The 24,966-nt window shown below is 71.3% G+C and carries 22 protein-coding genes and 1 pseudogene; 11 read left to right on the forward strand and 12 right to left on the reverse strand.

Translation table 11 applies throughout. The features are described from left to right. Positions 1-32: 32 nt before the first annotated feature. Positions 33-1,343: a methionine adenosyltransferase gene (metK, locus tag CAP_RS21995; protein WP_044244260.1), complete on the reverse strand. Its 1,311-nt coding sequence runs from the start codon at positions 1,341-1,343 to the stop codon at positions 33-35. Between the two features lie 282 nt (positions 1,344-1,625). Then, complete coding sequence (dctP, locus tag CAP_RS22000; protein ID WP_081865139.1) at positions 1,626-2,630, reverse strand: TRAP transporter substrate-binding protein DctP; 1,005 nt, start codon at positions 2,628-2,630, stop codon at positions 1,626-1,628. 337 nt (positions 2,631-2,967) lie between these two features. Between dctP and CAP_RS22005 the strand changes: the two genes are divergently transcribed. Beyond that, positions 2,968-3,363 carry a T3SS (YopN, CesT) and YbjN peptide-binding chaperone 1 gene (locus CAP_RS22005; protein ID WP_231511612.1) on the forward strand — a complete coding sequence of 132 codons (396 nt, stop codon included), beginning with the start codon at positions 2,968-2,970 and terminating at the stop codon, positions 3,361-3,363. A 57-nt stretch (positions 3,364-3,420) separates the two neighbouring features. Here CAP_RS22005 and CAP_RS22010 read toward each other — a convergent pair whose 3' ends face one another. Then, positions 3,421-3,795 carry a PDZ domain-containing protein gene (locus tag CAP_RS22010; protein WP_231511613.1) on the reverse strand — a complete coding sequence of 125 codons (375 nt, stop codon included), beginning with the start codon at positions 3,793-3,795 and terminating at the stop codon, positions 3,421-3,423. Positions 3,796-4,069: 274 nt separating this feature from the next. On the opposite strand from CAP_RS22010, the gene CAP_RS22015 reads away from it, so the two are divergent. Beyond that, on the forward strand, positions 4,070-5,014 hold the full coding sequence (locus CAP_RS22015) for a hypothetical protein (RefSeq protein WP_044244268.1): 945 nt from the start codon (positions 4,070-4,072) through the stop codon (positions 5,012-5,014). 105 nt (positions 5,015-5,119) lie between these two features. Here the strand turns inward: CAP_RS22015 and CAP_RS22020 are convergent, their stop codons facing one another. The 5 genes from CAP_RS22020 to purQ are packed head-to-tail and all read right to left on the reverse strand — an operon-like array spanning position 5,120 to position 8,671. Continuing rightward, positions 5,120-5,425: a 2Fe-2S iron-sulfur cluster-binding protein gene (locus CAP_RS22020; RefSeq protein ID WP_044244270.1), complete on the reverse strand. Its 306-nt coding sequence runs from the start codon at positions 5,423-5,425 to the stop codon at positions 5,120-5,122. Between the two features lie 25 nt (positions 5,426-5,450). Then, positions 5,451-5,768, reverse strand: a complete 318-nt coding sequence (locus tag CAP_RS22025) for a hypothetical protein (protein ID WP_052375645.1) — start codon at positions 5,766-5,768, stop codon at positions 5,451-5,453. Beyond that, positions 5,765-7,084 (reverse strand): DNA methyltransferase, encoded by a 1,320-nt coding sequence (locus CAP_RS22030; protein WP_044244272.1) that lies wholly within the window; start codon positions 7,082-7,084, stop codon positions 5,765-5,767. Before CAP_RS22030 ends, CAP_RS22025 begins: the two co-directional genes overlap by 4 nt. Then, a complete protein-coding gene (locus tag CAP_RS22035) occupies positions 7,062-7,919 on the reverse strand; it encodes a zinc ribbon domain-containing protein (RefSeq protein ID WP_044244275.1) in 858 nt (285 codons plus the stop codon). Before CAP_RS22035 ends, CAP_RS22030 begins: the two co-directional genes overlap by 23 nt. Then, on the reverse strand, positions 7,916-8,671 hold the full coding sequence (gene purQ / locus CAP_RS22040; RefSeq protein WP_044244277.1) for a phosphoribosylformylglycinamidine synthase subunit PurQ: 756 nt from the start codon (positions 8,669-8,671) through the stop codon (positions 7,916-7,918). Before purQ ends, CAP_RS22035 begins: the two co-directional genes overlap by 4 nt. 121 nt (positions 8,672-8,792) lie before the next feature. Here purQ and CAP_RS22045 point away from each other — a divergent pair, with 121 nt between their 5' ends. Next, on the forward strand, positions 8,793-9,398 hold the full coding sequence (locus CAP_RS22045) for a CPBP family intramembrane glutamic endopeptidase (protein ID WP_044244280.1): 606 nt from the start codon (positions 8,793-8,795) through the stop codon (positions 9,396-9,398). Between the two features lie 21 nt (positions 9,399-9,419). On the opposite strand, the gene CAP_RS22050 is transcribed toward CAP_RS22045, so the two are convergent. Next, positions 9,420-10,556, reverse strand: a complete 1,137-nt coding sequence (locus tag CAP_RS22050; protein WP_044244283.1) for a response regulator — start codon at positions 10,554-10,556, stop codon at positions 9,420-9,422. A 281-nt stretch (positions 10,557-10,837) separates the two neighbouring features. On the opposite strand from CAP_RS22050, the gene mnmA reads away from it, so the two are divergent. From mnmA to ftsH, 8 genes are all read left to right on the forward strand, one after another. After that, positions 10,838-11,995 (forward strand): tRNA 2-thiouridine(34) synthase MnmA, encoded by a 1,158-nt coding sequence (gene mnmA, locus CAP_RS22055; protein ID WP_044244285.1) that lies wholly within the window; start codon positions 10,838-10,840, stop codon positions 11,993-11,995. Further along, positions 11,992-12,639 (forward strand): hypothetical protein, encoded by a 648-nt coding sequence (locus tag CAP_RS22060; RefSeq protein ID WP_231511614.1) that lies wholly within the window; start codon positions 11,992-11,994, stop codon positions 12,637-12,639. Before mnmA ends, CAP_RS22060 begins: the two co-directional genes overlap by 4 nt. Positions 12,640-12,676: 37 nt before the next feature. Continuing rightward, positions 12,677-12,928, forward strand: coding sequence for a hypothetical protein (locus CAP_RS22065; protein WP_044244287.1), 252 nt, complete (start codon positions 12,677-12,679; stop codon positions 12,926-12,928). A gap of 42 nt (positions 12,929-12,970) precedes the next feature. After that, a complete protein-coding gene (locus CAP_RS45240; RefSeq protein ID WP_052375647.1) occupies positions 12,971-15,556 on the forward strand; it encodes a serine/threonine protein kinase in 2,586 nt (861 codons plus the stop codon). Next, positions 15,553-16,971 carry a class I SAM-dependent RNA methyltransferase gene (locus tag CAP_RS22075; protein ID WP_044244289.1) on the forward strand — a complete coding sequence of 473 codons (1,419 nt, stop codon included), beginning with the start codon at positions 15,553-15,555 and terminating at the stop codon, positions 16,969-16,971. The genes CAP_RS45240 and CAP_RS22075 overlap by 4 nt, the downstream gene beginning before the upstream one ends. Positions 16,972-16,978: 7 nt before the next feature. Next, positions 16,979-17,194 carry a hypothetical protein gene (locus CAP_RS22080; RefSeq protein WP_044244292.1) on the forward strand — a complete coding sequence of 72 codons (216 nt, stop codon included), beginning with the start codon at positions 16,979-16,981 and terminating at the stop codon, positions 17,192-17,194. 4 nt (positions 17,195-17,198) lie between these two features. After that, positions 17,199-18,119: a tRNA lysidine(34) synthetase TilS gene (tilS, locus tag CAP_RS22085; RefSeq protein ID WP_044244294.1), complete on the forward strand. Its 921-nt coding sequence runs from the start codon at positions 17,199-17,201 to the stop codon at positions 18,117-18,119. Positions 18,120-18,260: 141 nt separating this feature from the next. After that, complete coding sequence (ftsH, locus tag CAP_RS22090; protein ID WP_044244295.1) at positions 18,261-20,207, forward strand: ATP-dependent zinc metalloprotease FtsH; 1,947 nt, start codon at positions 18,261-18,263, stop codon at positions 20,205-20,207. A 58-nt stretch (positions 20,208-20,265) separates the two neighbouring features. Here the strand turns inward: ftsH and CAP_RS22095 are convergent, their stop codons facing one another. From CAP_RS22095 to CAP_RS22105, 3 genes and pseudogenes are all read right to left on the reverse strand, one after another. Beyond that, positions 20,266-21,717: an alginate export family protein gene (locus tag CAP_RS22095; protein WP_044244338.1), complete on the reverse strand. Its 1,452-nt coding sequence runs from the start codon at positions 21,715-21,717 to the stop codon at positions 20,266-20,268. 88 nt (positions 21,718-21,805) lie between these two features. Further along, positions 21,806-22,663, reverse strand: a complete 858-nt coding sequence (locus tag CAP_RS22100) for a hypothetical protein (protein ID WP_156041032.1) — start codon at positions 22,661-22,663, stop codon at positions 21,806-21,808. Then, positions 22,660-24,966 (reverse strand): annotated as a pseudogene (locus CAP_RS22105) (hypothetical protein); the annotation flags it as partial. The gene CAP_RS22100 and the pseudogene CAP_RS22105, both read right to left, overlap by 4 nt.

Genomic DNA, 24,966 nt, shown 5'->3' on the forward strand with positions numbered 1-24,966 from the left:
GGGTGCCGGCGCTCCTCGTGCGGGGGGCGCGCTCAGGCGTCCGTGCGGCTGTCCTTCTTGCCCTTCTTCTTCGAGGCCTTGGTGTCCGCGGCCTTGGGGCTTGCGGCCTTGGAGCCGCCGCTCTTGGAGCCGCCCTTTGCGCCGCCACTCTTCGTGGCGACCTTGGCGGGCACGGGGGACGAGATGGGCCGGAGGAGGTCGTCGGCCATCTTGGCGGCGCGCTCGGTCTTCTCCCAGGTGAACTCGTCGCGGCCGAAGTGACCGTAGGCGGCGGTCTTCCGGTAGATGGGCTTGAGCAGGTCGAGCTGCTCGATGATGGCCTTGGGGCGCATGTCGAAGTTGTCCATCACGTACTTCTCGATGATCTGCTCGTCGATGCGGCCCGTGCCGAAGGTGCTGACGTGCACGCCGACAGGCTGGGCGACGCCGATGGCGTACGCGATCTGGACCTCGCAGCGAGAGGCGAGCTTGGCCGCGACGATGTTCTTGGCGACGTAACGCGCGTAGTAGCAGGCGGAGCGATCGACCTTGCTCGGGTCCTTGCCGCTGAAGGCGCCGCCGCCGTGGCGACCCATGCCGCCGTAGGTGTCGACGATGATCTTGCGGCCGGTGAGGCCAGCGTCACCGCAGGGGCCGCCCACGACGAAGCGCCCGGTGGGGTTGATGAAGATCTTGGTCTGCTTGTCGATGAGCTTCGCGGGGATCACCTTGTCGATGATCAGGCTGCGGGCCGCCTCGACGATGGTCTTGTGCTTGACCTCGGGGGCGTGCTGCGTGGAGAGGACGATGGCGCTGACCCGGACGGGGGTGTGGTCCTCGTACTCGACGGTGACCTGGGTCTTGCCGTCGGGGCGGAGCCAGTCGAGCTTCTTGCTGCGGCGCATCTCCGCGAGGCGGCGGGCCATGCGGTGGGCGAAGGTGATGGGGGCCGGCATCAGCTCGGGGGTCTCGTCGGTCGCGAACCCGAACATCAGGCCCTGGTCGCCGGCGCCCATCTCCTTGTGGAGACCCTGGCCCTCGGTGACGCCCTGGGAGATGTCCGGCGACTGCTTCTCGATGGCCGTGAGGACGGCGCAGGTCGCGAAGTCGAAGCCCATGGAAGAGTCGGTGTAGCCGATGTCCTTGATCGTGCTGCGCACGACCTCGGGCATGTCCACCCACGCAGAGGTGGTGATCTCGCCAGCGACGACGGCCATCCCCGTCTTGACCAGCGTCTCGCAGGCGACGCGCGCCGCGGGGTCCTGCGCGAGGATCCCGTCCAGGATGGCGTCGGAGATCTGGTCGCACACCTTGTCAGGGTGTCCTTCGGTGACGGACTCGGAAGTGAACTGGTAGCGGCGCATAGGTTCCTTGACGGAGGAGATACGGGTCGGAGAAATGGAGGTCAACGAATAGTTCGCCCTCCAGGCAAGGTCAACGCGCGAGGGACGCACGATGAACGCCGAGGGGCCTCGGAGGACCACGAGCGGACCACGAGCGGACCACAAACGGACGACGCCAGGGCAGCGGGACCGCCCTGGCGTCGGGACCGGCCGGTCATGTCACGCATGCCGCCGGGATGTCATTGCTGCGGAGGCTCGCCGCGGAGGCCGTGGACTCCGGCTCTCCCGGCGCTCGCCTCCCGCTTACTTCGCGAAGCCTTCGAGCTTGTTCACCAGGTCGGCAGGGAAGGTGCCCTGAGCGAGGCGCTGCCGGACCTGCGTGAAGAGGGTGGTCCACTTGGCGGTCTCGTCGGCCGAGAGATCCACCACCGTCATCTTCGTCTTCAGCCGGTTGTAGGCGGCGTCGTCCTCGTTGCGGATGCGCGCGGTGAGCGCCTTGGCCGCGACGGCGCCCGTGTCGTTCACGATGGTGCGCAGGTCCGCGGGGAGGGCGTCGAGGCGCTTCGAGCCCATGATGACGGCGCCGATCGCGGTGCCGCCCACGTTGGCGCCGATGTGGTCGAGCCGCGAGGCCCACTGGAACTGCTCGGCCGCGAGGGAGGGGGTGATGAGCACGTCGATGGAACCGGTGTTCAGGCCGGGGAGCACCTCGGGGATGTTGAGGGGCACCGGGGTCACGCCGCCGATGGCCTGGTAGAAGGTCGGCTGGATGAGGTCGTCGCGCCACATGTAGGGCTTGCGGCCCTTCATGTTCTCGGGCGTGCGGAGGGCGAAACCCTTGGTCATGGTGCGGTAGAGGCCGACGTCGCCCCAGCCCAGGATCTGGAAGCCTTCCTTCGCGACGCCCTTCTCGAAGTCACCCTTGAGGGCGTCACGGGCAGCGTCGAGCTTCGCCCAGGTCGTGAACAGACCGGGCATCTGCAGCGCGACGATGTCCTTGTGCACCTTGCTGAGGCCCACGGCCGTGACCGCGGCGCCGTCGAGCTGACCAGCCTTCATCTTGCTGATCATGGCGCCCTCGTCGCCCTGCTGGCCGTTGTAGAAGAACTGCAGCTCGAGCTTGCCGCCGCTCTTCTCGCTCACCGCCTTCTCCCAGAGCGAGAACACCTTGCCCCAGGGGCTGCTCTTCGGGGCGAGGGTGCCTATCTTCAGCTTGTCTGCCTTCGCATCGTCGGCGCGCGCCTCCGGCGCGATCCCGACGAGGAGCGTCAACGCTCCCAGGAGCACAACGATCGCTCTACGCATCATCACGCTGACCTCCCATCATTTTTCATAAGTCTCAAGGATCCCCCTATACACTCACTCCCACCGTTCCGGGGAGCCGCAGAGGCCCGTGCAGCCGTGCTTCGCGTGACTTCTCCGTCTTCTCGCGCCGCCGGGCGACATGAGCATCGCGCGGGGCGAAAGGGCCGACGCACGTGCCCGGGGAAATCGTTTCATCCGCTCACAATGTCGCAATGTCAGTCCCGTGCCTCTTTTCTCCCCCCGAAGGGTGAGCCCCCTGGTTTGACGTCGTACGAGGAAACCCAATTCATGTCGCAATGCGGCACGCTTGGCGGCGGTTGGCCGAGTTAGGATGGCGCGGATGAGGGTCGAGGACATCAAAGCGTGCCTGGAGCAGGAGGGCTGGCCGGTCGAGGCGCTCTCCGCGGTGACGCTGCGCAGCGGATTCGAGGGCGCGACGAAGAAGTTCCACCTCTACGCGCACGTCTCTCCTCCCTTCGTGACCTTCGCCGTGCTGCCCTTCGGCAGGCTGCCGGACGACTCCTATGCAGCGGACGACGTGGCGCGTCGGCTGCTGAGGTTGAACCGGGAGCTCAACATGGCGAAGTTCTCTTCTGATGAGGATGGAGACATTCTCCTCAGCGTGGAATACCGCCTGGAGAACCTCGACCCCAGCGAAGTGCGGGACGCAGTCGACGTGCTCTCCTTCTACGCAGACCGGTACTACGCAGAAGTACAGCGGCTCGTCGCGGGCTGACGCAGGCTGTCGCAGGCTGACGCGGGGCTGATGCAAGGAGCGCTGACCGCGGGAGCGTCAGGGCTCGATGCGCTCCTCGCGAGGCGCTTCCGGGGAGCGCTCACGCAGCGCGCCACGGACCACCCGGATGCGCTCGACGCCCGCGCCTCGGGCCACCGTGAGCTCCACGGTCGAGCCGACCTCGCCCCTCAGGCGGGCGCGGAGATCCTTGGCGTTGAGGGTGCGCACGTAGACGCCATCGATCATGAGGATCTCGTCGCCCGGCAGGAGCCCTGCGCGTTCGGCGGCGAGACCTTCGGGCACATCGCGGATGTAGACCGCCTGGGTCTCGGTGTCCCGCCCGAGCACGGCGCCCACCGAGCCGATCTGGGCGCCGCCGCAGCCCGTGAGCGCGACGAGCAGGGTCGCAAGGAGAAAGGGGGAGCGCGTCACGAGAGCGCAGGATAGCGCGCACCATGTGCCGTCGGACTCGCTGTGGGGCTCATGATGAAAAGGGTGGTCGGTGGTCATGCAATTGTCAGGATCGAGCCTGGAGAGTGCGCAGGTGATTACGCAGTTCGCAGAATGTGCGCCTTTCGTTTCGCATTGCGAGCATGATTCCGGCACGGTTGCGTGCGCTTCAATCTAGTTGGTGTTTGAAAGGGGCTGGCCTAGAGTCCTCGCCGAACCGGACGTGCCATCGTCACGGACGCCCAGGCTTCTTCCCATGGTCGCAGCCCCCTTCGATAGCCCTTCGAGCGTCCCGGCACCCGCCAGCGGCGCGCCCCGAGGCTGGAGGCAGTGGGTCGAGGATCCGCTGGGGGTGCTGTACCGGGAACCAGTCGCCCGATGGCTCGCGCAGCGCCTTGTCTCCACAGGGGTGATGCCCGACCACCTGACCTTCGTGTCGGCGCTCCTCGGGGCCACGTCGGGGCTGCTGGTGAGCCGCGTCGACGAGCGCTTCCTCGTCGCAGCGGGGCTGGCCTTCGAGCTGCGCACAATTGTGGGGCGCGCGCGCGTCGCGCTGGACGAGGCGCGGCAGCAGGAGGGCGCGCCACCCGCCTTGACGGCTGATCTCGCGCGCGCGAAGGGCGAGGCGGGAGCGTGGGTCGGGGTCGTGCTCCTTTATCTGGGGCTGTTCTGCCACGTGCAGATTCAGCCTCCTGCGCCCGGGCTGTGGAGCAGCCATCTGTCCGCCGGGGGGGTGCTGGCGCTCTCGCTGCTCTTCGTGGTGGGGCGCGCCGTGGTCGCGGGGCACTACCGGTCGAAGGCCAGCGCGGTGCAGGCAGAAGGGCACGACGCAGAGGCTGAAGCGCTGCGCCGGAAGGCGCTGGTGCTGGGTCCGGTGTCGCCAGGGCTCGACGTGGTGGTGCTGAGCCTTCTCGTGGGTCAGCTCTGGGCAGGGCAGCTCCTCTCCGTGGTCGTGGGGGCCGTGTGGATGTCAGGGGCGCTGCTGCCCACCGGCTGGTTCATGCAGGGCGGCCCGCAGCAGATGAAGCTGACGGGGGCTCAACCCGCAGGGTGGGGCGCCGAGGCCAGCTCGGCGAAGGCCAGCACCGAGGAGGCCAGCGTGGCGAAGGCCAGCATGGCGAAGACCAGCGTGACGAAGACCAGCGTGGCGAAGACCAACGTCGCGGTGGCCAGCGTCGCGAAAGCCGATCCAGCGCGCTGATCTCGGTGAGAGGCGCGGTGCGCGTCGGTCGATGAGGGGCGAGCATCGCCTCCGCCGGTGGGGGATGCGATGCGCGTCCGCTGGTGAGCAGGGGATGGAGGAGGGTCAGGCGTTGTCGCCGACCCAGCGGAGCTTGATCAACCCCGGGCCGCGGCGGACCACGGCCTGACAGGCGAGACGATCGCTCTTGGGTGCGCCGAGGAGCGAGAGCATGTCCTTCTCGTCGGAGCCCGGGGGTTCGAGGTACTCGGCGCCGGCGAGGATCTTGACCTGACACGTCGCGCAGGTCGCGGAGCGGCAGGAGAAGTCGACGGGCGCGCAGGCGTTGTCGCAGATGTCGACGAGGGGGCCATCCGCATCGACGGACATGGCCGGGCCGAGGGTGGAAGCTTCGAAGGCGATGGTGGGCACGGCAGGAAGGTAGCGCGAATGGGTTTCAGGGACAGCCGGGGCGTCCGGAGAGCGCATCGGTGAGGCGCTTGCAGGTGTCTTCGAGCGCCACCCGCTCCGTGTCGGAGGCCGCGGTGTCGGCCGAGTGCTCGAAGCGATCCCTCGCCTCGCGGATCGCAGCATCGTGGGCAGTGCGGAGGTCGGCAGGCGCGGCACCTGCGCAGGCTTCGAGGCGCGCCACGTAGGCGTCGCAGGCGGGGGCGCCTGTCTTGTCGTTGCTGGCAGGGGCGCTTTCGCCGCTTCCGCAGCCAGGCAGGAGGAGGTGCGCGGCGAGGACGCCGAGGAGAAAGAGGGAGCGCTTCATGGTTTGCCGGGGCGCCTCGACCCTGCCACAGGACCTCGCGGGGGGTGCAATTTCCTGCGGTCCCGGGGAGGGGAGTCCTGTCGGTGGACGAGCATGATGGCGTGCTCCTCGCGGGGGCGCTGGGCGAAGGCGCGCGCCGTGGGGGCGTGAAAATGCGGGCGGTCCTGGGAGGCGGCCGCGCAGAGGGCGAGGCCTGCGGCAGGGGCGGCGGCGCGGAGCGCATCGATGGCGTACACCGGCTCGCCCGCGAGGACGCTGTCAGCGATGAGCAGCACCGCGCTGCCTGCGGGGTGGAGGACGCGCGCCATGGCCGAGAGGACTGCGCCGAGTTCCGCGTGCCAGCGCTCCAGGCCCTGGGCGGGGCCGAGCTGATCGAGCCGGCGTCGGGCGCCGATCTCGGCTTCCTCGAAGGGAGCCCTGGGGAGGCGCAGCCAGCGGAGGCGGGCTTCGTGGTGCGCCACGTAGTCGTAGACGCCGGGGTAGGGGGGCGAGGTGACGATGAGATCGACCGAGCCAGGCGCGATGCCGCGCAGAATGCGGGCGTCTCCTGCGTCCACGGTGGCGGGGGGCGCGCTGGAGAGCGCCGGCGCGACCTCGGCGAGGCGGGCCACGAGTTCCTCGGTTTTGCGGATGAGCAGGCGCGCGGGGTAGCCGGCGGCGATGCGCCGGGGAAGCTCGTGGGCGGCGGTGTCCGCAGCGCGGCGGCTCACCTTGGTGAGGATGGCGGAGAAGGCCAGCTCCAGGGTGGCGCGCGTGGGCTGGTCCTCGATCTTGTCGAGGCCCATGCGGAGCCCGTCGAGTTCCAGGAGGACGTGGGGATCGAAGAGGGCCGTGTCTTCGGGGCCGTACCGCTTGCTGGCCCCGGCGCGGGCGCGCCTGCGTGCGTCGGCGGTCGCGGCCACCTCACGGGCGGCTGCGACGAGATGGTCGCGCTCCGCCTCGCCGACGCCGCGCACCTTGAGCCAGGCGAGGCGCACCGCCAGGGGGTTTGCGTCGACGCCGAGTGCGGTCCGTCCGGCGAGGCGCGCCTCGACGAGGACCGTGCCGCTGCCGCAGAAGGGGTCGAGCACCCGCGTCCCAGGGGCGGAGAGCGACTCGACGAGGCGGCGGGCGGTGACCGGGTGCATGCGCGCCGGGTAGCTGTGGAAGCCGTGCACGTGGGCACGCGCGGCTTCCTCGGCCGTGAGCGCGCCCTCGACGTCGAGCGCGGCGGCGAGCTTCGCTGCCGACTCGGGGTGCCCGTTCAGGCGCGCAGGGCCGCCGACGTGGGTCAGCGCGCGTCGATCGCGGCGCTCACTTTTTTGAGGCGTCGACATCGGCTCCGCGTCCCCGTTCCTGCATCGCAGCTTCCTCGGCGGCGAGCGCTTCCTCTTCGGCAGCGACCGCTGCCTCGTCAGCCCGCGCCGCGTCGTGGGCGCCGGCGGTGGAGGCCGTCGCCGGCGCCGTTGCCTGCGTCGTCATCGGCGCCGTCGCCGCAGGCACCCCTCCGACGCGAAGGCGCTGCGAGTACACCATGTCTCCGTCACTGGTCACCGAGCTGCGCACGACATCGCTCACCTCGAGCAGGGCCATGAGCTCCTCGGCCTGGGCTTGCTCGATCTTCAGGTCCCTGGCGAGGTCGCGGGTGGTCAGCGTGTCCTCGCTCCGGGCCGCGACGTCGGTGGCTGCGGCGAGCCACGCCGCATCGAGGGCCGGTTCGATCTCGCGGCCCCTGGCGCGTGCGCGAGCCACGGCCCAGGCGGTGAAGAGCGCGAGCGGGACGAAGGTGAACAGGCTGGCGAGGAAGAAGCCAAGCCCTGCGCCGGCGATGATCAGCCACAGGATCAGGAAGAGGACGTCGGCGCCGAGCAGGATCCCGCCCGCCACGGCCCCGGCGCGCCCGCGGCTCCGCCCCGACACCGCCTCCTGGGCCTTGCGCAGCGCCGGAACCTCGCTGCCCGAGCGCGCCCCGCGCGGCGACGGTGGGATGCGGGGACCGCCGCACACGTCACAGCGGAAGCGCAGCTCGGCGTCTGCCGTCACGCCGCTGGTGGCGCCGCAGTGCGGGCACAGATCCATGTGCTGGCTGGTGCCGCAGCGGGGGCACCTGTCGGCTCCCGGAGGCACGTCCGCGCCGCAGGCGCCACAGCGCTGGGTGGACGCGGTGCTCACGCGCCCCCTGCGTCGCCCGTGATCTCTGCGGGCGCCATGGTCTCCGCAGCGCTGCGCACGGCAGCGTCGAACAGGCTGCGCCCGTCGGCGCCTCCCTGAAAGTCCTCGCTCATCCGCTCCGGGTGCGGCATCAGCCCGAGCACGTTGCGCCGCGGTCCGCCCTGGATGCCGGCGATGCTCAGCGTCGATCCGTTGGGGTTCGCCTCGGTCCAGGGGGCTTCGTCGGGGGTCCTGCCGATCCGCCCTTCCCGGTCGCAGTACTGGAACGCGATGGAGCGGCTCTCTTCCAGCGCGCGCAGCGTCTCCGGGCTCGCCTGGTAGCGCCCCTCGGCGTGGGCGATGGGCAGCCGGAGCACGCGCGGCAGGCCGGTCAGGAAGGGACCTTCCGCCTGCGGGGTGACGTGAACGTCGCGGCACTCGAAGCGCAGGTGCGCGTTGCGCGTGAGCGCGCCGGGCAGGAGGCCCGCCTCCGTCAGGATCTGGAAGCCATTGCAGACGCCCAGCACGAGCCCGCCGCGCTCGGCGTGGCGGCGGATGGCGGCGACGATCGGGCTGACGCGCGCAATGGCGCCCGCACGGAGATAGTCGCCGTACGAGAACCCTCCCGGGATCGCGCAGAGATCGGTCCCCGCGGGCAGCTCCGCATCGCGGTGCCAGGCGATCGACGTCCTGACCTGGAGGACGTCGCGCAACGTGCGGACCATCTCGGCGTCCGCATTGGAGCCCGGGAACAGGATGACCGTCGCGTGCATGTCGGTGGACGGCGTAACCCGGTTGTCCCTCCACGGCCAGTGGTTCAAGGCCGGGGACGTCCGCCGAGGGGGTGACGGTCGCCATCTTCACGGTGCAGGGGTGATGTGACAGGATGCTCCCATGCCTCGGCGGTGGTCGGGAGCCACGCGGTCGACCGCGACCCTGCAGGCTGCCGGCGGGTATGCAGTTCTTTCGGCGTTCGCGGTCGCACTCACGCTGGTCTTCCGCGATGGGCTCCCGTGGGAGCACCCGAGCCCCTGGATCGCGATGAGCAGCCTCGGCGCGCTCGCCACCAGCGCGCTGCTCGGCCTCGTGCTGGCGCTGCTGATGGTCGTGGCGACCCGCGTCTCCGTGCCGCGCTTCCGCTGGGCGCGCCAGCTTCACGAGGATCTGCGGCCCGTCGCGCGGGACCTCTCGGTGGGGCAGATCCTGCTGCTCGCGGGGCTGTCGAGCCTGGGCGAGGAGCTGCTCTTCAGAGGCCTGGTGACCCCGCTTCTCGGCGTGTTGCCGAGCGCCGTGATCTTCGGCATGGCGCACCAGATCAAGGGGCCGAGCCGCTGGGTATGGATCGGCTGGGCGGCGCTCGTCGGCGTGGCGCTCGGGGCGATCTTCGCGCTCACCGGTTCCCTCGTCGGTCCGCTGCTCGCCCATGCGGTGGTGAACGCCGTGAACCTCGGCTACCTGCGCAGCCACGATCCGAGCCAGGTGGAGGAGCACCCGGCCTGACCCCGAGGCCTGGACGGGCCCTCAGCGCTTCTTCGAGGTCCCCTCGGGCCGGGGGGGCTGCCTCGGTGCCGGTCGCGGCGGTGCGAGCGGCGCTGGCCGTGAGGGGATGGGCGAGGCGTAGCGCTGCGAGGGCACCTGCACGCCGGCCGAGCGCGCCAGCGTGCGCAGCGAAGGAGGGGGTCCACCGCGGCGTCCGCTGCTCGCGGGGCCCGAGGGGGGGACTGAATCGAGGTCGAGCATCAGCTCGAACGAAGGAGGGTTCTCTCCCGAGATGACCACCGCGGGGTTCGGGCGTAGCGCGCGTGACGAGGGCGGTGAGTAGTCCTCGGGTGAAGGAGGAGGGCCGCCGAGCGCCGTGGTCGCGAGCTTCAGCTCTGGCCTGCGCCGTGATGGCGGCAGATCCAGCTCTGGCCGCCCACTCTCGTCTTCGAGGCGCGTCGCTTCGAGCAGGTAAGCGGCCACCGAGCGCCGCTCGGAGGGAGGCGCCACGTCGACGGGGAGGAACGAGAACCGCCCGACCTTCCACGAGAGGATGCTGCGCAGCGCCGCGAGCGGGGTGACCTCGACCGCGCCGACGGTCCCCCGGGCGATGGCGCCCTCGGCGAGCTCGATCCGCGCGCGCCGCTTCTTGCTCGTCACCTCGAAGATCCCGGTGCGCCGCTCCATCTCCAGCACCGTGAGCACGGTGGCCACGGAGAGCTGGCCGAGGTCCCCCTCGATCGCCATCTGCTCGGCTGCGGGTGGGATGGAAAGCAAGCTCTCCCGGCGGTGCCGCAGCCGCGATGCCATCTGCACCAGGGCCCCGATCTGCGCGACCACCTCGCCCACGCGGAAAGGCTTCGTCATGTAGACGTCGGCCCCCACGTGGAAGCCCTGGAGGCGAGACTCCTGGTCGTCGAGGCTGGAGAGAAAGAGGAACGGGGTCACGGAGACCCGCGAGGGGTGCATGCGCACGCCGCGCGCCACCCAGTAGCCGTCGTGATCGGGCAGATCGATGTCGCAGACGATCGCCTCGGGCTCCAGGGTGCACGCCGCGGCGAGCCCGCTCTCGGCCGTGTCGCGCACGGCCACCTCGTAACCCGCCTCGCGGATCGCCGTGTTGAGCAGGCGCGCGACCCACTCATCGTCCTCGATCACGAGCACGACCCCGCTAGGCATGGGTCGACGAAGGTACACGTGGCCCTCCGAGAAGGCCAAGGCGGATCCGCCCGCGCTCCCTCCCAGCGCGGGGGCGCTCACCTCTATGCGGCGTTCGCTGGCGTTCGCTGGCGTCCGCGTGGTGGCCTTACGTGGCGCCATGCGGGCGCGCTCACGTCCGGACGGCGGGCCTGACCTCCTCTGCCCGATGCGGCGTCGACCGGGGTACGAGGCCTTGCCCCAGGAATACGGAGCCGTCAGGTCGCCCTGCCCCCGTCGGTTCGGCTATAACGGGGGAGACGATGGCTGCTCCGGCTGGCAAGAACCGGGTCCTGGTCGCGATGAGCGGGGGGGTCGACTCCTCCGTGGCGGCCGCGCGCCTCTGCGACGCCGGTCACGACGTCGTGGGGGTGACGCTCCACCTCTGGGACTACCCCGACGACGGGGTGAAAGGGCGCTGCTGCGCGCCCGAGGATCAGCATGACGCGCGCCGCGTGACCGACACCCTGGGCATCCCGCATTACACCTTCGATCGCCGCGCCCTCTTCCAGGAGCACGTGGTCGCGCCCTTCGTCGACGCCTACCTCGAAGGCCGTACGCCGAGCCCGTGCGTGTCCTGCAACCGCTCGGTGAAGATCCGGGAGCTGTTCGCGCTGGCGGATCGGCTCGGCGCCGAGAGCATCGCCACCGGCCACTACGCCCGGGTGGAGCGCGACGCGAGCGGCGTCGCCAGGCTCCACCGGGGTCGGGATCGGCACAAGGATCAGAGCTACTTCCTCCACATGCTCCGCGCGCACGAACTCTCACGCCTGATCCTCCCCCTCGGCGACGCGACCAAGGAAGAGGTGCGCGCAGAGGCCATCGCCCGCCGCCTTCCCGGTGCCACGAAGGGCGAGAGCCAGGAGCTCTGCTTCATCCCCAGCGGGCGCTATGACGCCTTCGTCGCCGAGCGCGCGGTGGATCGGGTTCGACCGGGCCCCATCTTGGACGGTGATGGACGGGTGGTGGGCGCCCATCAAGGCGTGCACGCCTTCACGGTCGGCCAGCGCAAGGGCCTCGGCGTGGCCCTGGGCCGTCCGGCCTTCGTGGTGGGACTCGACGCCTCCAGCGCCACGGTGAAGCTCGGCGACGAGGCAGACCTCCACGCGGGCGGCGCCGAGATCGTGGATACGGTGTGGGACGACGACGTGTCCTTCCCTCTCGTGGCCGACGTGCGCGTCCGTGCACGCCACGAGGCAGCCCCGGCGATCGTGGAGCGGCGGCGCGATGCGTCAGGTGCCTGGAGCTTCGTCGTGTCGTTCGTCTCGCCGGTGCGCGCGGTCTCCCCCGGCCAGGTCGCGGTCGCCTACCGCGGCGATCGTGTTCTCGGAGGTGGGACCATCCGGGCGGCCCTCCCGGTGTCCGCGATGGCTGCATCGGCAGCGGCAGTGCCCACCCAGGCTGCCGAGGTGGCGCCTTGAAACTCCGCCAGCTCGGCCTCGCTCTGTCTGCGCCCCTCGCGCTCGCCGCGGCGGGGTGCTCCCTCGGTCAGGGAGAGGGCAAGGTGTCCAGCGACCGCCTCGTCGCGCACGAGTGCTGGGATACCACCTACGATCTCCAGCCCGACTTCTTCGCCGCCGTTCCCTACCGTTCGACCCTCCAGATCCGCCTGCAGCGCGGCACCGACCTCGCGGAGGTCTCCGACGGCCTCGGGATCCTGGTCGACGACATCGAGTCCATCCGGACCAGCATGCTCGGTGTCGAGCTGCCCGTGGGACTGCCCGTCGGCGTCCAGCCTCCTGGCTCTCTGCCGCTCGGCCCGGACGGCGAGGCCTCGCTCGTGCACATGTCGCTGTACTTGCAGCAGTCCTGCCACAACCAGAACGTGGTGCTCTACGCGGTGCGTGGCAGCATCGTCTTCGAGGAGCTGTTCAGCGGCGATCCTCACGAGAAGGATGCCGACGAGAAGTACACGGATGCGACCTTCGACGTCTGGGTCGGCGACCCGCGCGACATCGAGGTGGGCGCCCCGCCCGACGAGATTCCCGAGGAGCGTCAGTCACACCTCACCGGATACTTCCGTTTCTACTTCGAGCGTGGGCAACCGGGACAACCCTTCCCCTGACGCTCCGTCCCACGCGCGCCCAGAGGCTCGTCCGCCAATGTCCCACCTGTGGGACAACCGCCTGCCCCGCGCCCAGGCTTCCCGGAGCGACGTCTGGAAGGGCGGGCGGAGCGAAGGGCAGAACGACGGCCGGAGCGACCAGGGACCTGACTGGGGACCGGACCAGGGACCTGACTGGGGACCGGACCAGGGACCGGACCAGGGACCGGACAGCATGGAGGACGACACCCTGCTGACGACGCCGCTTCCCTACAACGTGGCGAAGTGCCGCGCTCTCGCGGTAAAGTAGCGTTTACTCATGGCCCAACCTCCGCCTCGACCCGCTGCACGTATGGGCGGACCAACCAGCACCGGGTCGACCAGCAGCTCCTCGCGCACGAAGGAGTCCGACAAAAACCCCGGCACGTTCTTCCTTGGTCGCTACCGGGTAGTCGACGAGATCGGCGTCGGGGGGATGGCGAGCGTGCACCTCGCGCGCATGGATGGTCCCGGCGGATTCCAGAAATGGGTCGCGATCAAGCGCATCCATCCGCACCTCGTCGAGGATGACCAGTTCGTCGACATGTTCCTCGACGAGGCGCGCATCGCCGCTGGCATCAACCACGCCAACGTCGCCCAGGTCTTCGATCTCGGCAAAGACGACAACACCTACTGGATCGCCATGGAGTACCTCCACGGCGAGCCGCTCCGCGAGGTCATGCGCCGCGCGGAGGAGCGTGGTCTCCAGCTCGCGCCGGAGCTCGCGGCGCGGATGTGCGCCGACGCCGCAGAGGGCCTCCATGCCGCTCACGAGCTGCGCGGCAAGAACGGCCAGCTCCTCGGCCTCGTGCACCGCGACGTCACGCCCCACAACCTGTTCATCACGTACGACGGCTACACCAAGGTCGTCGACTTCGGCATCGCCAAGGTCGCCGACCGCCTCTCGTCCACCCGGGCCGGCACGCTGAAGGGCAAACTCGCGTACATGTCGCCCGAGCAGGTCTCGGGCGTGAAGGACATCGATCGCACGACCGACATCTTCGCGCTCGGCGTGGTCCTCTGGGAGCTGACCACGAACCAGCGCCTGTTCCGGATGGACACCGATCTCGACACGCTCGAGAAGGTGCAGAAATGCGAGGTCCCGCGGCCCTCCAGCATCGTCCCGAACTACCCGCTGGAGCTCGAAGCCATCGTCCTCAAGGCGCTCGCCAAGGACAGGAACCAGCGCTTCGCGACGGCGCGCGAGTTCTCCCGGGCGCTCCAGAACTTCCTCATGCGCATGGGCGCGTACGTCGGCCCCGAGGAGGTCGCGCAGTTCGTGCGGCAGGTCTTCGCCGACCGCATCCAGAAGCGCGAGCAGCACCTCGCGTGGGCCGCGGAGGTCACCTCCACCATCAACGTCGATCAGCTGAAGGGCCTCGCGCCCGGCAGCGGCGGCGGCTCGGGTGGTGGCCACACGGGCCACACGGGCCACAGCAGCCACGGTGCCGACGACGACGACGATCTCCGCCGTCCCCGAGGCAACGCCCCTCGCTCGACCGGATCGCCCGCGAGCGGGATCGGCCCCATCGGACGCGGCGCGCAGGTCGAGTCCCAGATGGCCGCGAGCTCGCTGATGGACGACGACGAGGACGTCCCCACGACCGTCGCCAACCGCGATCAGATCGAGCCGCGCTCTGCAGGTCCCGATCGGCTCGGCCCCCGCCCTGCGGCGGGCATGCCCGCGCCCAACCACGGCATGGGCGGACCCCCGCCCGGCATGGGCGGGCCGAGGCCCATGCACACCCAGCCCACCGGCGGCGGCCCCCCGGGCGGAGCGGCCCGTCCTGCTGCAGCGACCATCCAGTTCCCCATGACGGCCGGACCCGCTCCGGGGCCTTACGGTGGGCGTCCGCCGGGCAGCCCGTACTCCCAGCCTCCGCCGCCGTACCCGCAGTCTGCGCTCGACGAACGCGACGACGATCTCGGCGCGACCCTCGCGCTCCCGAGCAACGCCGCCATGCCGTCTGCGTCGCAGGGCGATCGGGGGCGGCCCAACTTCGGACCTCCCCCGGGGGCTCAGACGGGCATGCAGGGTCCGAGCTTCGGCGCTCCGCCGTACGGCAACGGCCAGGGCTATGGATCGCCGCAGGCTTCGCAGACCGGCTTCCCGGCGACGCGCCCCGGCGGTGCTCCCACCTTCGGCCCCGCGCCGGGGGGGCTCCCGCCGAATGGCCTGCAGCCTCCCATGGCGCCGGGCTACCCCATGCAGTACCCGCCGGGCCAGGGACCGCAGTCCCAGATCGAGACCGCGCTCTCGCTCCCGCGCCCCGATCCCACCGCGCTCTGGATGGCGCAGCAGGACGCCGCGAAGCGCGGACAGCGCCGCAACACCGGCGTGATCATCGCCGTCGTCGCGCTGACCGCGCTGTGCCTCATCGGCATCATCGCGCTGGTCTACTTCAAGATGCAGAAGCAGGCGCCGCCCCCGAGCGTCTCGGCCGCGACCTCCGCGAACGCCGCCGTGCCGCAGGCGCCCACCGTGCCCGTCGCGGCCGCGGTGCCTGCGCCGGCCCCTGCGCCCTCGCCGGCAGCCGAGCCCCAGCCCGCGGCTGGCGCCACGACGGCGGCGGCCTCTCCTGCGGCACCCGCTGCCGCCGCGGCCGCGCCAGCCGCGCCAGCCGTGAGCACGAACCGCACGGCAGCCGTCGCCCCCACCCCTGCGGCGGCCACCACGAGCGAGCCCAAGGAAGCTCCCGGCTTCCTCACCGTCCACTGCGACCCGCAGTGCGACGAGGTGCTCGACAACGGCCGCAGCCTCGGCGCCTCGCCCGTCCTCCGCGCCTCGGCCGCGCCCGGGCAGCACCGCATCACGGGCCGCAAGGGCTCCACGAAGAAAGTGATCTCGGTGATCGTCGTCTCCGGCTCGGTCACCGCGCAGCGCATCAGCATGAAATGAAGAAGCACGTCGGGCGCGGCGGCGGCAGCTCCCGCCGTGATCGCGCAACCGGGAGCCGCGTCGCGCTCTCGATCCATGAACTCGCGGCAGGTGGAGCAGGCGTCGCGCGCACCGAGCAAGGCGAGGTCGTCTTCGTCGCAGGCGCTGCGCCGGGTGACGTCGTCGAGGTCGACATCGACCGCGCTGCGCACCCCGCGCGCGGCAAGCTCCTGAAGATCCTCACCGCGGGCCCCGGGCGCATCACCCCCCCGTGCACCTTCGTCGAGACCTGCGGCGGCTGTGACTGGATGCACCTCTCTCCCTCGACCCAGCAAGACGCCCACGCGGAGCTGATTCGCCGCGCCATCTCCCGCGCCACAGCGGTCGACGACCTCCCCCCGATCCACGTCCACCCCGCGCTGCAGCCCCTCGGCTACCGCACCCGCGCGCGCCTCTTCGCCAAGGCCGGCCGTGGCGGCGCCCCCCGCGCCTTCAAGAAGCCCCCTCCTCCTCCGGGAAAGCCCCCGCGCGTCGAGGTCGGTTACCGCGCCTCCAGCTCGCACCTCCTCGCCTCCGTCGACCGCTGCCTCGTGCTGCACCCCGCGCTCGATCCGCTCCTGCGCGAGCTGCCCACCCTCCTCGCCGGCGCCACCGGCGAGGGCGACGTCCTCATCGCCGCGGGCCAGGGTGGACGCCCCGTCGTCGAGATCCTCTGGAGCGGCGATCTCCCGCCCACCACCTGGAGCATGCTCGACCAGCGCATTGCCGAGGGCACCTGGGCCGGCGCCCGGGTCTCCCTCGAAGGTGTCTCCCGCCCCGCCTCCTTCGGCGATCCGCGCCCCGTCCTTCAGGGCGCCGATGGCGCGCCCCTCCTTCTCGCCGCGGGCGGCTTCGGACAGCCCTCCGAAGAAGGCGCCTCCGTCCTCGCCAAGCGCGTCGCCGATCTCGCGTGGCTCGACCTCCCCGCGCGCCCCATGCACGTCCTCGAGCTCTTCGCCGGCAGCGGCACGCTCTCCATCCTCCTCGCCCGTGGCCCCTCCGGCGCGGACCTCGCCTCCTTCGTGGCCGTCGAGCACGGCGCCGAAGCTGCCGCCTGCCTCCGCGAGAACCTCTCCGCCCGCGGCCTCGCGGGCAAGGTCGTCGTCGCCGACGCCGACGCCACCCCCGTCCCCCCGCGCGCCGACGTCGTCATCCTCGACCCCCCGCGCGCCGGCGCCTCTGGCGCTGCAGCAGCCATCGCCGCCTCCAGCGTGCGCGCGGTGGTCTACGTCTCCTGCAACCCCGCCACCCTCGCCCGCGACCTTGTCCCCCTCCTCGCGTCCGGCCTGGTCATCACCCACCTCGAAGCCGTCGAACTCTTCCCCCAGACCAGCCACATCGAGACCATCGTCCGCCTCGCGCGCCACCGCCCCTCGCGCGCGCCTGCGCTATCGTGACCTCTGCATGATCCACCGCGTCGATGCCCGCCTGCGCGAGGAAGCCGAGCGCTACCACCTCCTCTTCGCCTGCCCCGACTGCGCCTATTTCGAGCCCGGCGCTCCCGACGAACCTCGCGACCCGCCCCGTTGCGCCCTCGGCTTCCCCATCGCTCCCCACCTCTCTCCCCGGCTCGCCGACCGTGACCAGGTGATCTTCTGCAAGGCCTTCGAGCTCGGGTGATGCGTTGACCGCACCTGTTCCACGCCCGCCACAGCGCGGCCGCTCCCACCCCCCCTCGCTTCGCCGCCTTGCCGAGCGCCTCCTCCGCGACGAAGCCCTCCTCACCCGCGGCGACGTGGTCCTCTGCGCCTGCTCTGGCGGCCCCGACTCCACCGCCCTCCTCCACGTCCTCGCCCTCCTCCAGCCTCGCCTCGGCCACCGCGTCCTCGCGCACGGCGTCGATCACGGCCTCCGCCCGGCTGCCTCGTCCGAGCTTGCCCTCGCCGCCGCCCTCGCCGCCCGCCTCGACATCCCCTTCGCCATCACCCGTGTGGACCTCGCCCCGGGCCCCAACCTCCAGGCCCGCGCCCGTGACGCACGACGCACCGCGCTGGCCGCAGCCGCCCGTGCTGCTGGCGCCAGAGCCATCGCCACCGGCCACACCGCCGATGACCGGGCCGAGACCTTCCTCATCCGCCTCCTCCGCGGGGCTGGCCCCCGAGGCCTGGCGGTCCTTCCTCCCAGCGCCTCGCTCCCCCCGGAGCCCGGCCTCGATCTCATCCGCCCCCTCCTGCTGGCGCGCCGCAGCGACGTCCTCGCCCACCTCCGTCGCCACGACATCCCCTTCGCGGACGACCCGAGCAACGCCGACCCCCGCTTTCTCCGCACCCGTGTCCGCCGCGAGGTCATCCCACTGCTCGAAGAGCTCTCGCCGCAGCTCGTTCAGCACCTCTGTGCTCTCTCCGACATGCTGGCGTCCGACCGACCGGACGATCCTGCGCCACCCCTCGTCCTGGGGCGTGCCCAGCGCCTGGCAGCCGAGAAGGCCCGCAAACGCGGCGTCCCTGTCCAGTTGCGGGTCCAAGGGGATAGAGTGTTCGACCCGGCCTTTCCGGAACGGCAAACCGTGCTTATTGAGGAATGGCAGACGCGCCGCAGGCCCTGATCCCGCGCTGGACGGCAGCCACCGTCCGGGCGCCAGTCGCTCCACGCGCCGGGGGCGGAGCCTCGCTGGTGGCATGATGGCAGGAACACGCGTACCCTCTAAAGACGTGGCGGCTCGTCATCGCGAGCCCTGAGGTCCCTCGTGAAGCAATCGCATAAGACGCTGCTGCTCTGGGTTTTGCTGATCATGATGTTCCTGGCGATCTGGCAGTTCTTGAGCCCGGATCGACCACCCGCCACGCCCGTGGCGTTCAGCGACTTCATGACCCAGGTCCAGGTCAAGGATCGGGAGGCGGAGCCCCACGTCGAGTCCGTCACCATCAAGGAGCGCGAGTACACGTTCTGGGTCAAGGATCCGAAGACCGGCTCCAAGACCAAGAAGGTGACCATCGGCCCTGACGACGCCGACCAGCTCACCAAGCTGCTCTACGACAACAAGGTCGCGGTCAGCTTCGAGAAGGAAGACGCCTCGCCCTTCTGGTCGGGCGCTCTCGTGACCATCCTGCCGATGGTCTTCCTCCTGGTCATGTTCTACCTGTTCATGCGTCAGCTCCAGGCGGGCGGCGGCAAGGCGATGAGCTTCGGCAAGTCGCGCGCGCGCCTCCTCAGCGAAGCGCAGAACAAGATCACCTTCGCCGACGTCGCCGGCATCGACGAGGCCAAGGACGAGCTGGAAGAGATCATCGCGTTCCTCAAGGACCCGAAGAAGTTCCAGAAGCTCGGCGGCCGCATCCCCAAGGGCGTGCTCATGATGGGCCCCCCTGGCACCGGCAAGACCCTGCTCGCCAAGGCAATCGCTGGCGAGGCTGGCGTGCCGTTCTTCTCCATCTCCGGCTCCGACTTCGTGGAGATGTTCGTCGGCGTCGGCGCGAGCCGCGTGCGCGACCTCTTCGAGCAGGGCAAGAAGCACGCGCCCTGCATCATCTTCATCGACGAGATCGACGCCGTGGGCCGGCACCGCGGCGCGGGCCTCGGCGGTGGCCACGACGAGCGCGAGCAGACCCTGAACCAGCTCCTCGTCGAGATGGACGGCTTCGAGTCGAACGAGGGCGTCATCATCGTCGCCGCCACGAACCGCCCTGACGTCCTCGATCCCGCGATCCTGCGGCCTGGCCGCTTCGACCGCCGCATCGTGGTCAACCGCCCCGACGTCCGTGGCCGCGAGGGCATCCTCCGCGTCCACACGAAGAAGGTCCCCCTGGGCACCGACGTCGACCTCGACATCCTCGCCCGCGGCACGCCTGGCTTCGTCGGCGCCGATCTCGAGAACCTGGTCAACGAGGCGGCCCTGCTCGCCGCGCGCCAGGACAAGGACATGGTCACCATGGCCGACTTCGAGATGGCCAAGGACAAGGTCCTCATGGGCGCCGAGCGCCGCAGCATGGTCATCAGCGAGGACGAGAAGAAGACCACCGCGTACCACGAGGCGGGCCACGCCCTCGTCGCCAAGCTGCTCGAAGCGCACGCCGACCCGGTGCACAAGGTCACCATCATCCCCCGTGGCCCCGCGCTCGGCCTCACCCAGCAGCTCCCCAAGGAGGACCGCCTCAGCATGTCGCGCGACTTCGCCAAGGCGCGCCTCGCGGTGCTCATGGGCGGCCGCGTCGCCGAGGAGCTCGTCTTCGGTCAGTTCACCACGGGCGCTGGCAACGACATCAAGCAGGCCTCGAACCTGGCGCGCCGCATGGTCACCGAGTTCGGCATGAGCGAGGTCATCGGACCGATCTCCTACGCCTCCGACGAGGAGTCCGTGTTCCTCGGCCGCGACTTCACCAGCCGCCGCCGCGACTACTCGGAGACCATCGCCAACCAGATCGACGACGAGGTCCGTCGCTTCGTGATGGACGCCTACAACGAGGCGCGGCGCATGCTCAGCGAGCAGCGCGACACCCTCGAGAAGCTCGCGACGGCCCTGCTCGAGCGCGAGACCCTCGACGCCGAGGAGGTCGACGCCATCGCCGGGGGCCGCGAGCTGCCCAAGCGCGACCGGGTGATCATCCCGACCTACGCCGACCGCGAGCGCGCCGCGAAGGAGAAGCGCCGCGCGGCCAGCATCTTCGGCGCCCCCAAGCCCGCCCCGAGCACCTGAACCAGGATCGCAACGTGTGACGAGAGCCCCGAGGCCGAGCGCCTCGGGGCTCTTTGCTTTACGGAGCGCGGAGCGTCGCTTGCAGGTAGCCGAAGTGCTGCATGTCGGCGGGCCGGTTCGCTGCGGTGAGGATCGCCTTGCCACCTTCTCCGAACAGGAACAGCCCGTAGCCCGCTTCGAGCCGCAGCGGCTCCCATGGCGTCAGCGACACGATCGCGTCCACCTCGTGTCCGAGCACCCGCGACCCGTTCTCGGCCACGGCCCCCACCGGCAGCAACCGCGCCGTCACCCACCGCCCCGACGACTGCGCCAGCGCCGCGAACGTGTACCCCGCGCGCACCGACAGCTCCTCGACCGGCCGCACCTCCACCGTCCCTGAGCCCTCGATCAGGTTCGACCACCCGTAGAGCCCCATCAACCCGATGTTCCGCCGCTCGTCGGGCAGGATCGGATCGAAGCGCGTCTGCGTCTCTCCGGGCTCCAGCTCCCCATCGTCTCCGGACGCATACGCCCCGCGCGCGCCGAAGGTCAGGTGCCATGGCAGCGCGGTCTCCAGCCCGGCACGCGCAGCGAGCGCGAACGCCGACAGCGGCCGATCGTCACCGTACGTCGCCACCCGCCCGAACTCGTAGGCCCCTTCTGCGGCGTAGCTGAACCCGCGGTGCTCTCCGAACACGCGCGCATCGACCACGAACGTATCGCCCGGCGTCAGCCAGCTCGGCCTCGGCTCGCGCACCACGCGCGCCAGCCCCGTCACCTCGAGCTGCAGCAACGGCGCCACATGCCACACCGCGTCCAGCCCGTAGAGCTGCGCCCCGGTCCCCTCCGTGATCGGCTTGCGCGTCCCCGCCACCGAGGGCGGCGTCGCCCCTGGCGCGCTCAGCAGCGACGCCATCGCCTCCAGATCGATGTCCCCGAGCTGCACCCCGAACCGCAGCGCGTCCAGCGACCGCGGCGTGAACGCCCAGTCGCTCTCCCCGAGCAGCCGCCCATCGCCCCACACCACGCGCTGCCTTCCCATCCGGAAGAACGCCCGCCTCCCCGAGCGCGTGTGCACGTCCAGGTACGCCTCCCAGGGCGCCGTCGACGGCAGCTCCGACTGCCCTGCTCCCAGGAAGATCGTCTCCGTGCTCCCCCAGAGCCGCGCGTCCTGCAGCGTGAACACCCCGGTCAGCGGCCCCCGATCCACCGTCAGGCCGATCCGCGCCCGCTCCCCCACGATCCACTGCGAGTCCGTCTCCGCCCGCGTCTCTGCGATGGGCGGCAGCGTCGTCCCGAACCCCTCGGCCAGCACCGCGCTCGACCCGTACACATCGCCCCCCGTATCGACGGGATCGGTCCGCACCTCCGCGCGCGTCCGCACCTCGATCTCGGGCCTGAACGACCAGCCCCCCACCACCACCGCCCGCGACAGCGGCGACGCCTGCGCCGCCGCGACTCCTGGCGCGAGCGTGAGCGCCACCAGCACCGAGCCCGAAGCGACCTGAGCGAGCGAGGAGGAACGGTTCATCGCGAGGAAGCCCAGGCGTACCACAAGACCGCGCGCGGGCCCGGAGGATAGGCGTCCCTTCGCCCTCGAAACAGGCGTCCCGCTCACCTCACGGCTCGAAGTCGTCACCACCCGCGGGCTTCGGCGGCGGCGTCGGCGCTGGCCCTGACGCGGGCGGAGGCCCACCGGTCCCTGCTGGACGCCCCGCAGGGCGCCCTGCTGGACGCCCACCGGCCCCCGCCCCTCCGCGCTTCTTGTCGCCTCCCGGAGCCCCCGACCCTGCGCCCGTCTCCACCGCCAGCGCCAGGTCCAGCACGAACTTCGACGCCATCGCCGCCTGCAGCCCGTTCTCTTCCTGCACCTCGGCCAGCACCTTCCCTGCCGCCTCCAGCTCCCGCTGCACATCGCGCCGCTTGTCGCCCGAGAACGCCGTCGACAGCTCCTGCTCCAGCGTCGCGCGCTTCTTCTCCAGCGCCGCCGTCCTCCCCGCGTAGTCCCCGAACTGCTTCGAGATCGCCATCGCCCCCTTCACCGACGCCTCCATCGCGTCCAGCACCCCCTTCGCCTCGTCCGCGAGCTTCCCCTTCTTCTCCACGGAGCGCACCACCTTCACCTCCGGCGTCAGCTCCAGGTGAAGCAGCACCCCCTCCTCGCGCAGCGTCGCCGCCCGCGCGCGCGACGCCTCCACCACCGCATCGCCGCTCGCCGTCTCCGCGAGCCCCAGCGACCGCCCCAGCCCCACCTGCGCACCCGACGTCGTCTTCCCGGCCTCCAGCGTCTCCTCCTGGATCGCCAGCACCTCCTGGAAGAACGCATCGTAGGGCGCCTGCCCTGTCGAGGGCGCCGTCCCGCGCTCGATCTGCGATGGCGCCGCCCCCCCGCATCCTGCTGGCCCCACCGCCATCCCCCCGACCATCAGCAGCGCACCGAGCCCTGCCCCCCACGCGCGCCGCGCCCCGCGCATCATCCGCATTGCAGCACCACTCCCCACAGCTCGTAGGTCGCAGCAGGCTTCGACAGGAACACGGCGCCCACGTAGCCCCCTGCCACACCCATCATCCCTTGCCCGAAGTTCCCTGCCGGCGGCGACAGCGCCATCGGATCTCCGATCGGCGACAGATCGGGCGCCAGCGTCTGTGCCCGCATCGCCCTGCTCCCGGCTTGCCCCTCGGTCCACACCAGCAGCCACCGCCCATCCGGCAGCCCTGCGATGTCTGGCGCGAACGCATCCCCGCCGGGCCCACCTTCAGGCAGCGGCAGCACCGCCGTCGTCGCCGGCATCTGCCCGAACGGCGCCCGACCCAGCCGGATCTCCCACGCCTTCCCTTCCCCGCCCCGATCCGCGAACACCACCGCCGCCTCGCGCCCGTTCCACCCGAGCGACGGCTTCCCCACCGATCCTCCGGACCCCTCCACCTTCACGAGCGGCCCCACCGCCTCTCGCCCCGGCCCCATCCATCCCCCCCACACCGCCCCTTCCCGGCGCAGCAGCACCGCGTGCCCCTGCTCCCCGGCGCTCACCAGCCGCATCGCCTCCCCATCCGCGCCGCTCACGGGCCACACCACCGACGTCGGCCCCTCGGCCCGCTCTGCCGCGACGATCCCCCCCTCCCCGAACCCCACCACCAGCGGACGCGCGCCCCCCGAGTGCACCGGCGACCGGATGCCTCCCTGCGCCTCCAGCGTCACCACGAACTTCTCCGCGCCTCCTGGCGTCGGAAACACCCGCGCCACCCCGTTCTCTCCGGACTGCGAAAAGCTCTCGGCCACCCCGCCCTTCGCCAGATCCACCTCCAGCCCCACGGCTTCCTTCGGCGCCCGCGCGTACCCCACGAGCAGCGCCCCGCTCCCACCGGAGGCCACGTCGAACGGCACGCCCCGCTCCACCAGCGGCGCCCACCGCCGTGGTTGCCGCGACACCCAGCAAGGCCTCGGCGGCTCCGGCACCCCCATCCGTGCCCGCAGCACCGCATCGCCGACCGCCGCTTGCGCCACGGGCCGCTCCCGCTCCCCCACCGAACAGCGCCCTGCCATGAACGCGAACACCACCAGCAGGATCAGCGTCCCGCCCGTCCCGATCAGCGACGACACCGGCACCCGCACGTGTGCCCGCATCACCGACCCACCGGGCCGCATCGCCTCGGACCAGCTATCCGCGCCCGTGTTGCCGGCTTCGCCCAGCCCGCCCTCTGGCGCCTGCATCGCCGTGAACCCTGGCGTCCCTGCCGCCACGGCGGCCCCGGGTGCGCCGGCCCCCACCGCGCCCATCGAACCCGTCTGCTGCCCGACCCGCACCCCCGCGTCCGACCCGTTCCGCGCCATCGCGCCGACTGCCACCGCCGCGCCCGTCCCCCCCGCCCCGCTCAGGCTCCGGCGCCACCGCGCGCCTGGCACCCCGGGGCGATCCTCCCCCACCACCTCCACCGGCGCCACCGCACCTGCAGGCGGCGTCGCACCGTCCAGATCCCGGGGAATCAGCGCCGATGCCAGCGTCTCCACCACCGGCCCCGACCCCAGCTCCCCCTTCGACCACACGCGTCCGGTTCCGGGCCGACCGTCCTGCTGGCCACCCCCCGCCTCCTCGCGCGGCGCCACGCCCCCGGCGGGCTGCGTGATCGGGATCCCACCTTCCCCGCGCTCCGACGACGCTCCTGCCGCGGCCGCCACCATCCCACCCGCAGCGTCCCCCGCGCCATGCGTCCCCGCGCCAGCCGCAACCTCGTGCGCTCCACCGTTCCCCGCGCCTGGAGCCACCGCTGCGTGGCCCATCCCGAGCGCCGCCGCTTCCTCGGCGCGCGGCGACCACCCCGAGCGACCCACGCCCTGCGCGTAACGCGGCGCCTCGGGCACTGCTGCTCCCGGGAGCACCGCCGTTGCCTCCGGACGGGTCGACGGCATCGGCGGCGGAGGCAAGTTGCGCCCCACGGGCCGTTGCGGCGGTGGCGCCGACGTCCTTGGCATCCTCGGCTTGTCCTCCACGCCCGCGCTGCCGCCTGGTGCTTGCCCGGTGCCCCCAGCCGCCCCCCCCCGCGCCTCTTCGAAGCTCTCACCGGCAGATCCGCGCGCGTTGCCGCCGCCGCTTCTACCGACATCTCCGCCCCCGTCTCCGCCAGCGCCCCCTGCGCCCCCTGCGCCCCTGCCGCCTCGCGCGGGCATCCCGCCCCCTTCTGTCGGCTTGCGCCCTGGCATCTCGATCAGCGGGCGCTTGTAAGCCCCCCTGTCCTGACCCACGCCAGCCGCGCCAGTCCCACCCCCCTGCGCCCCCGCCCC

This window comes from Chondromyces apiculatus DSM 436 (assembly GCF_000601485.1).
Lineage (GTDB): Bacteria > Myxococcota_A > Polyangia > Polyangiales > Polyangiaceae > Chondromyces > Chondromyces apiculatus.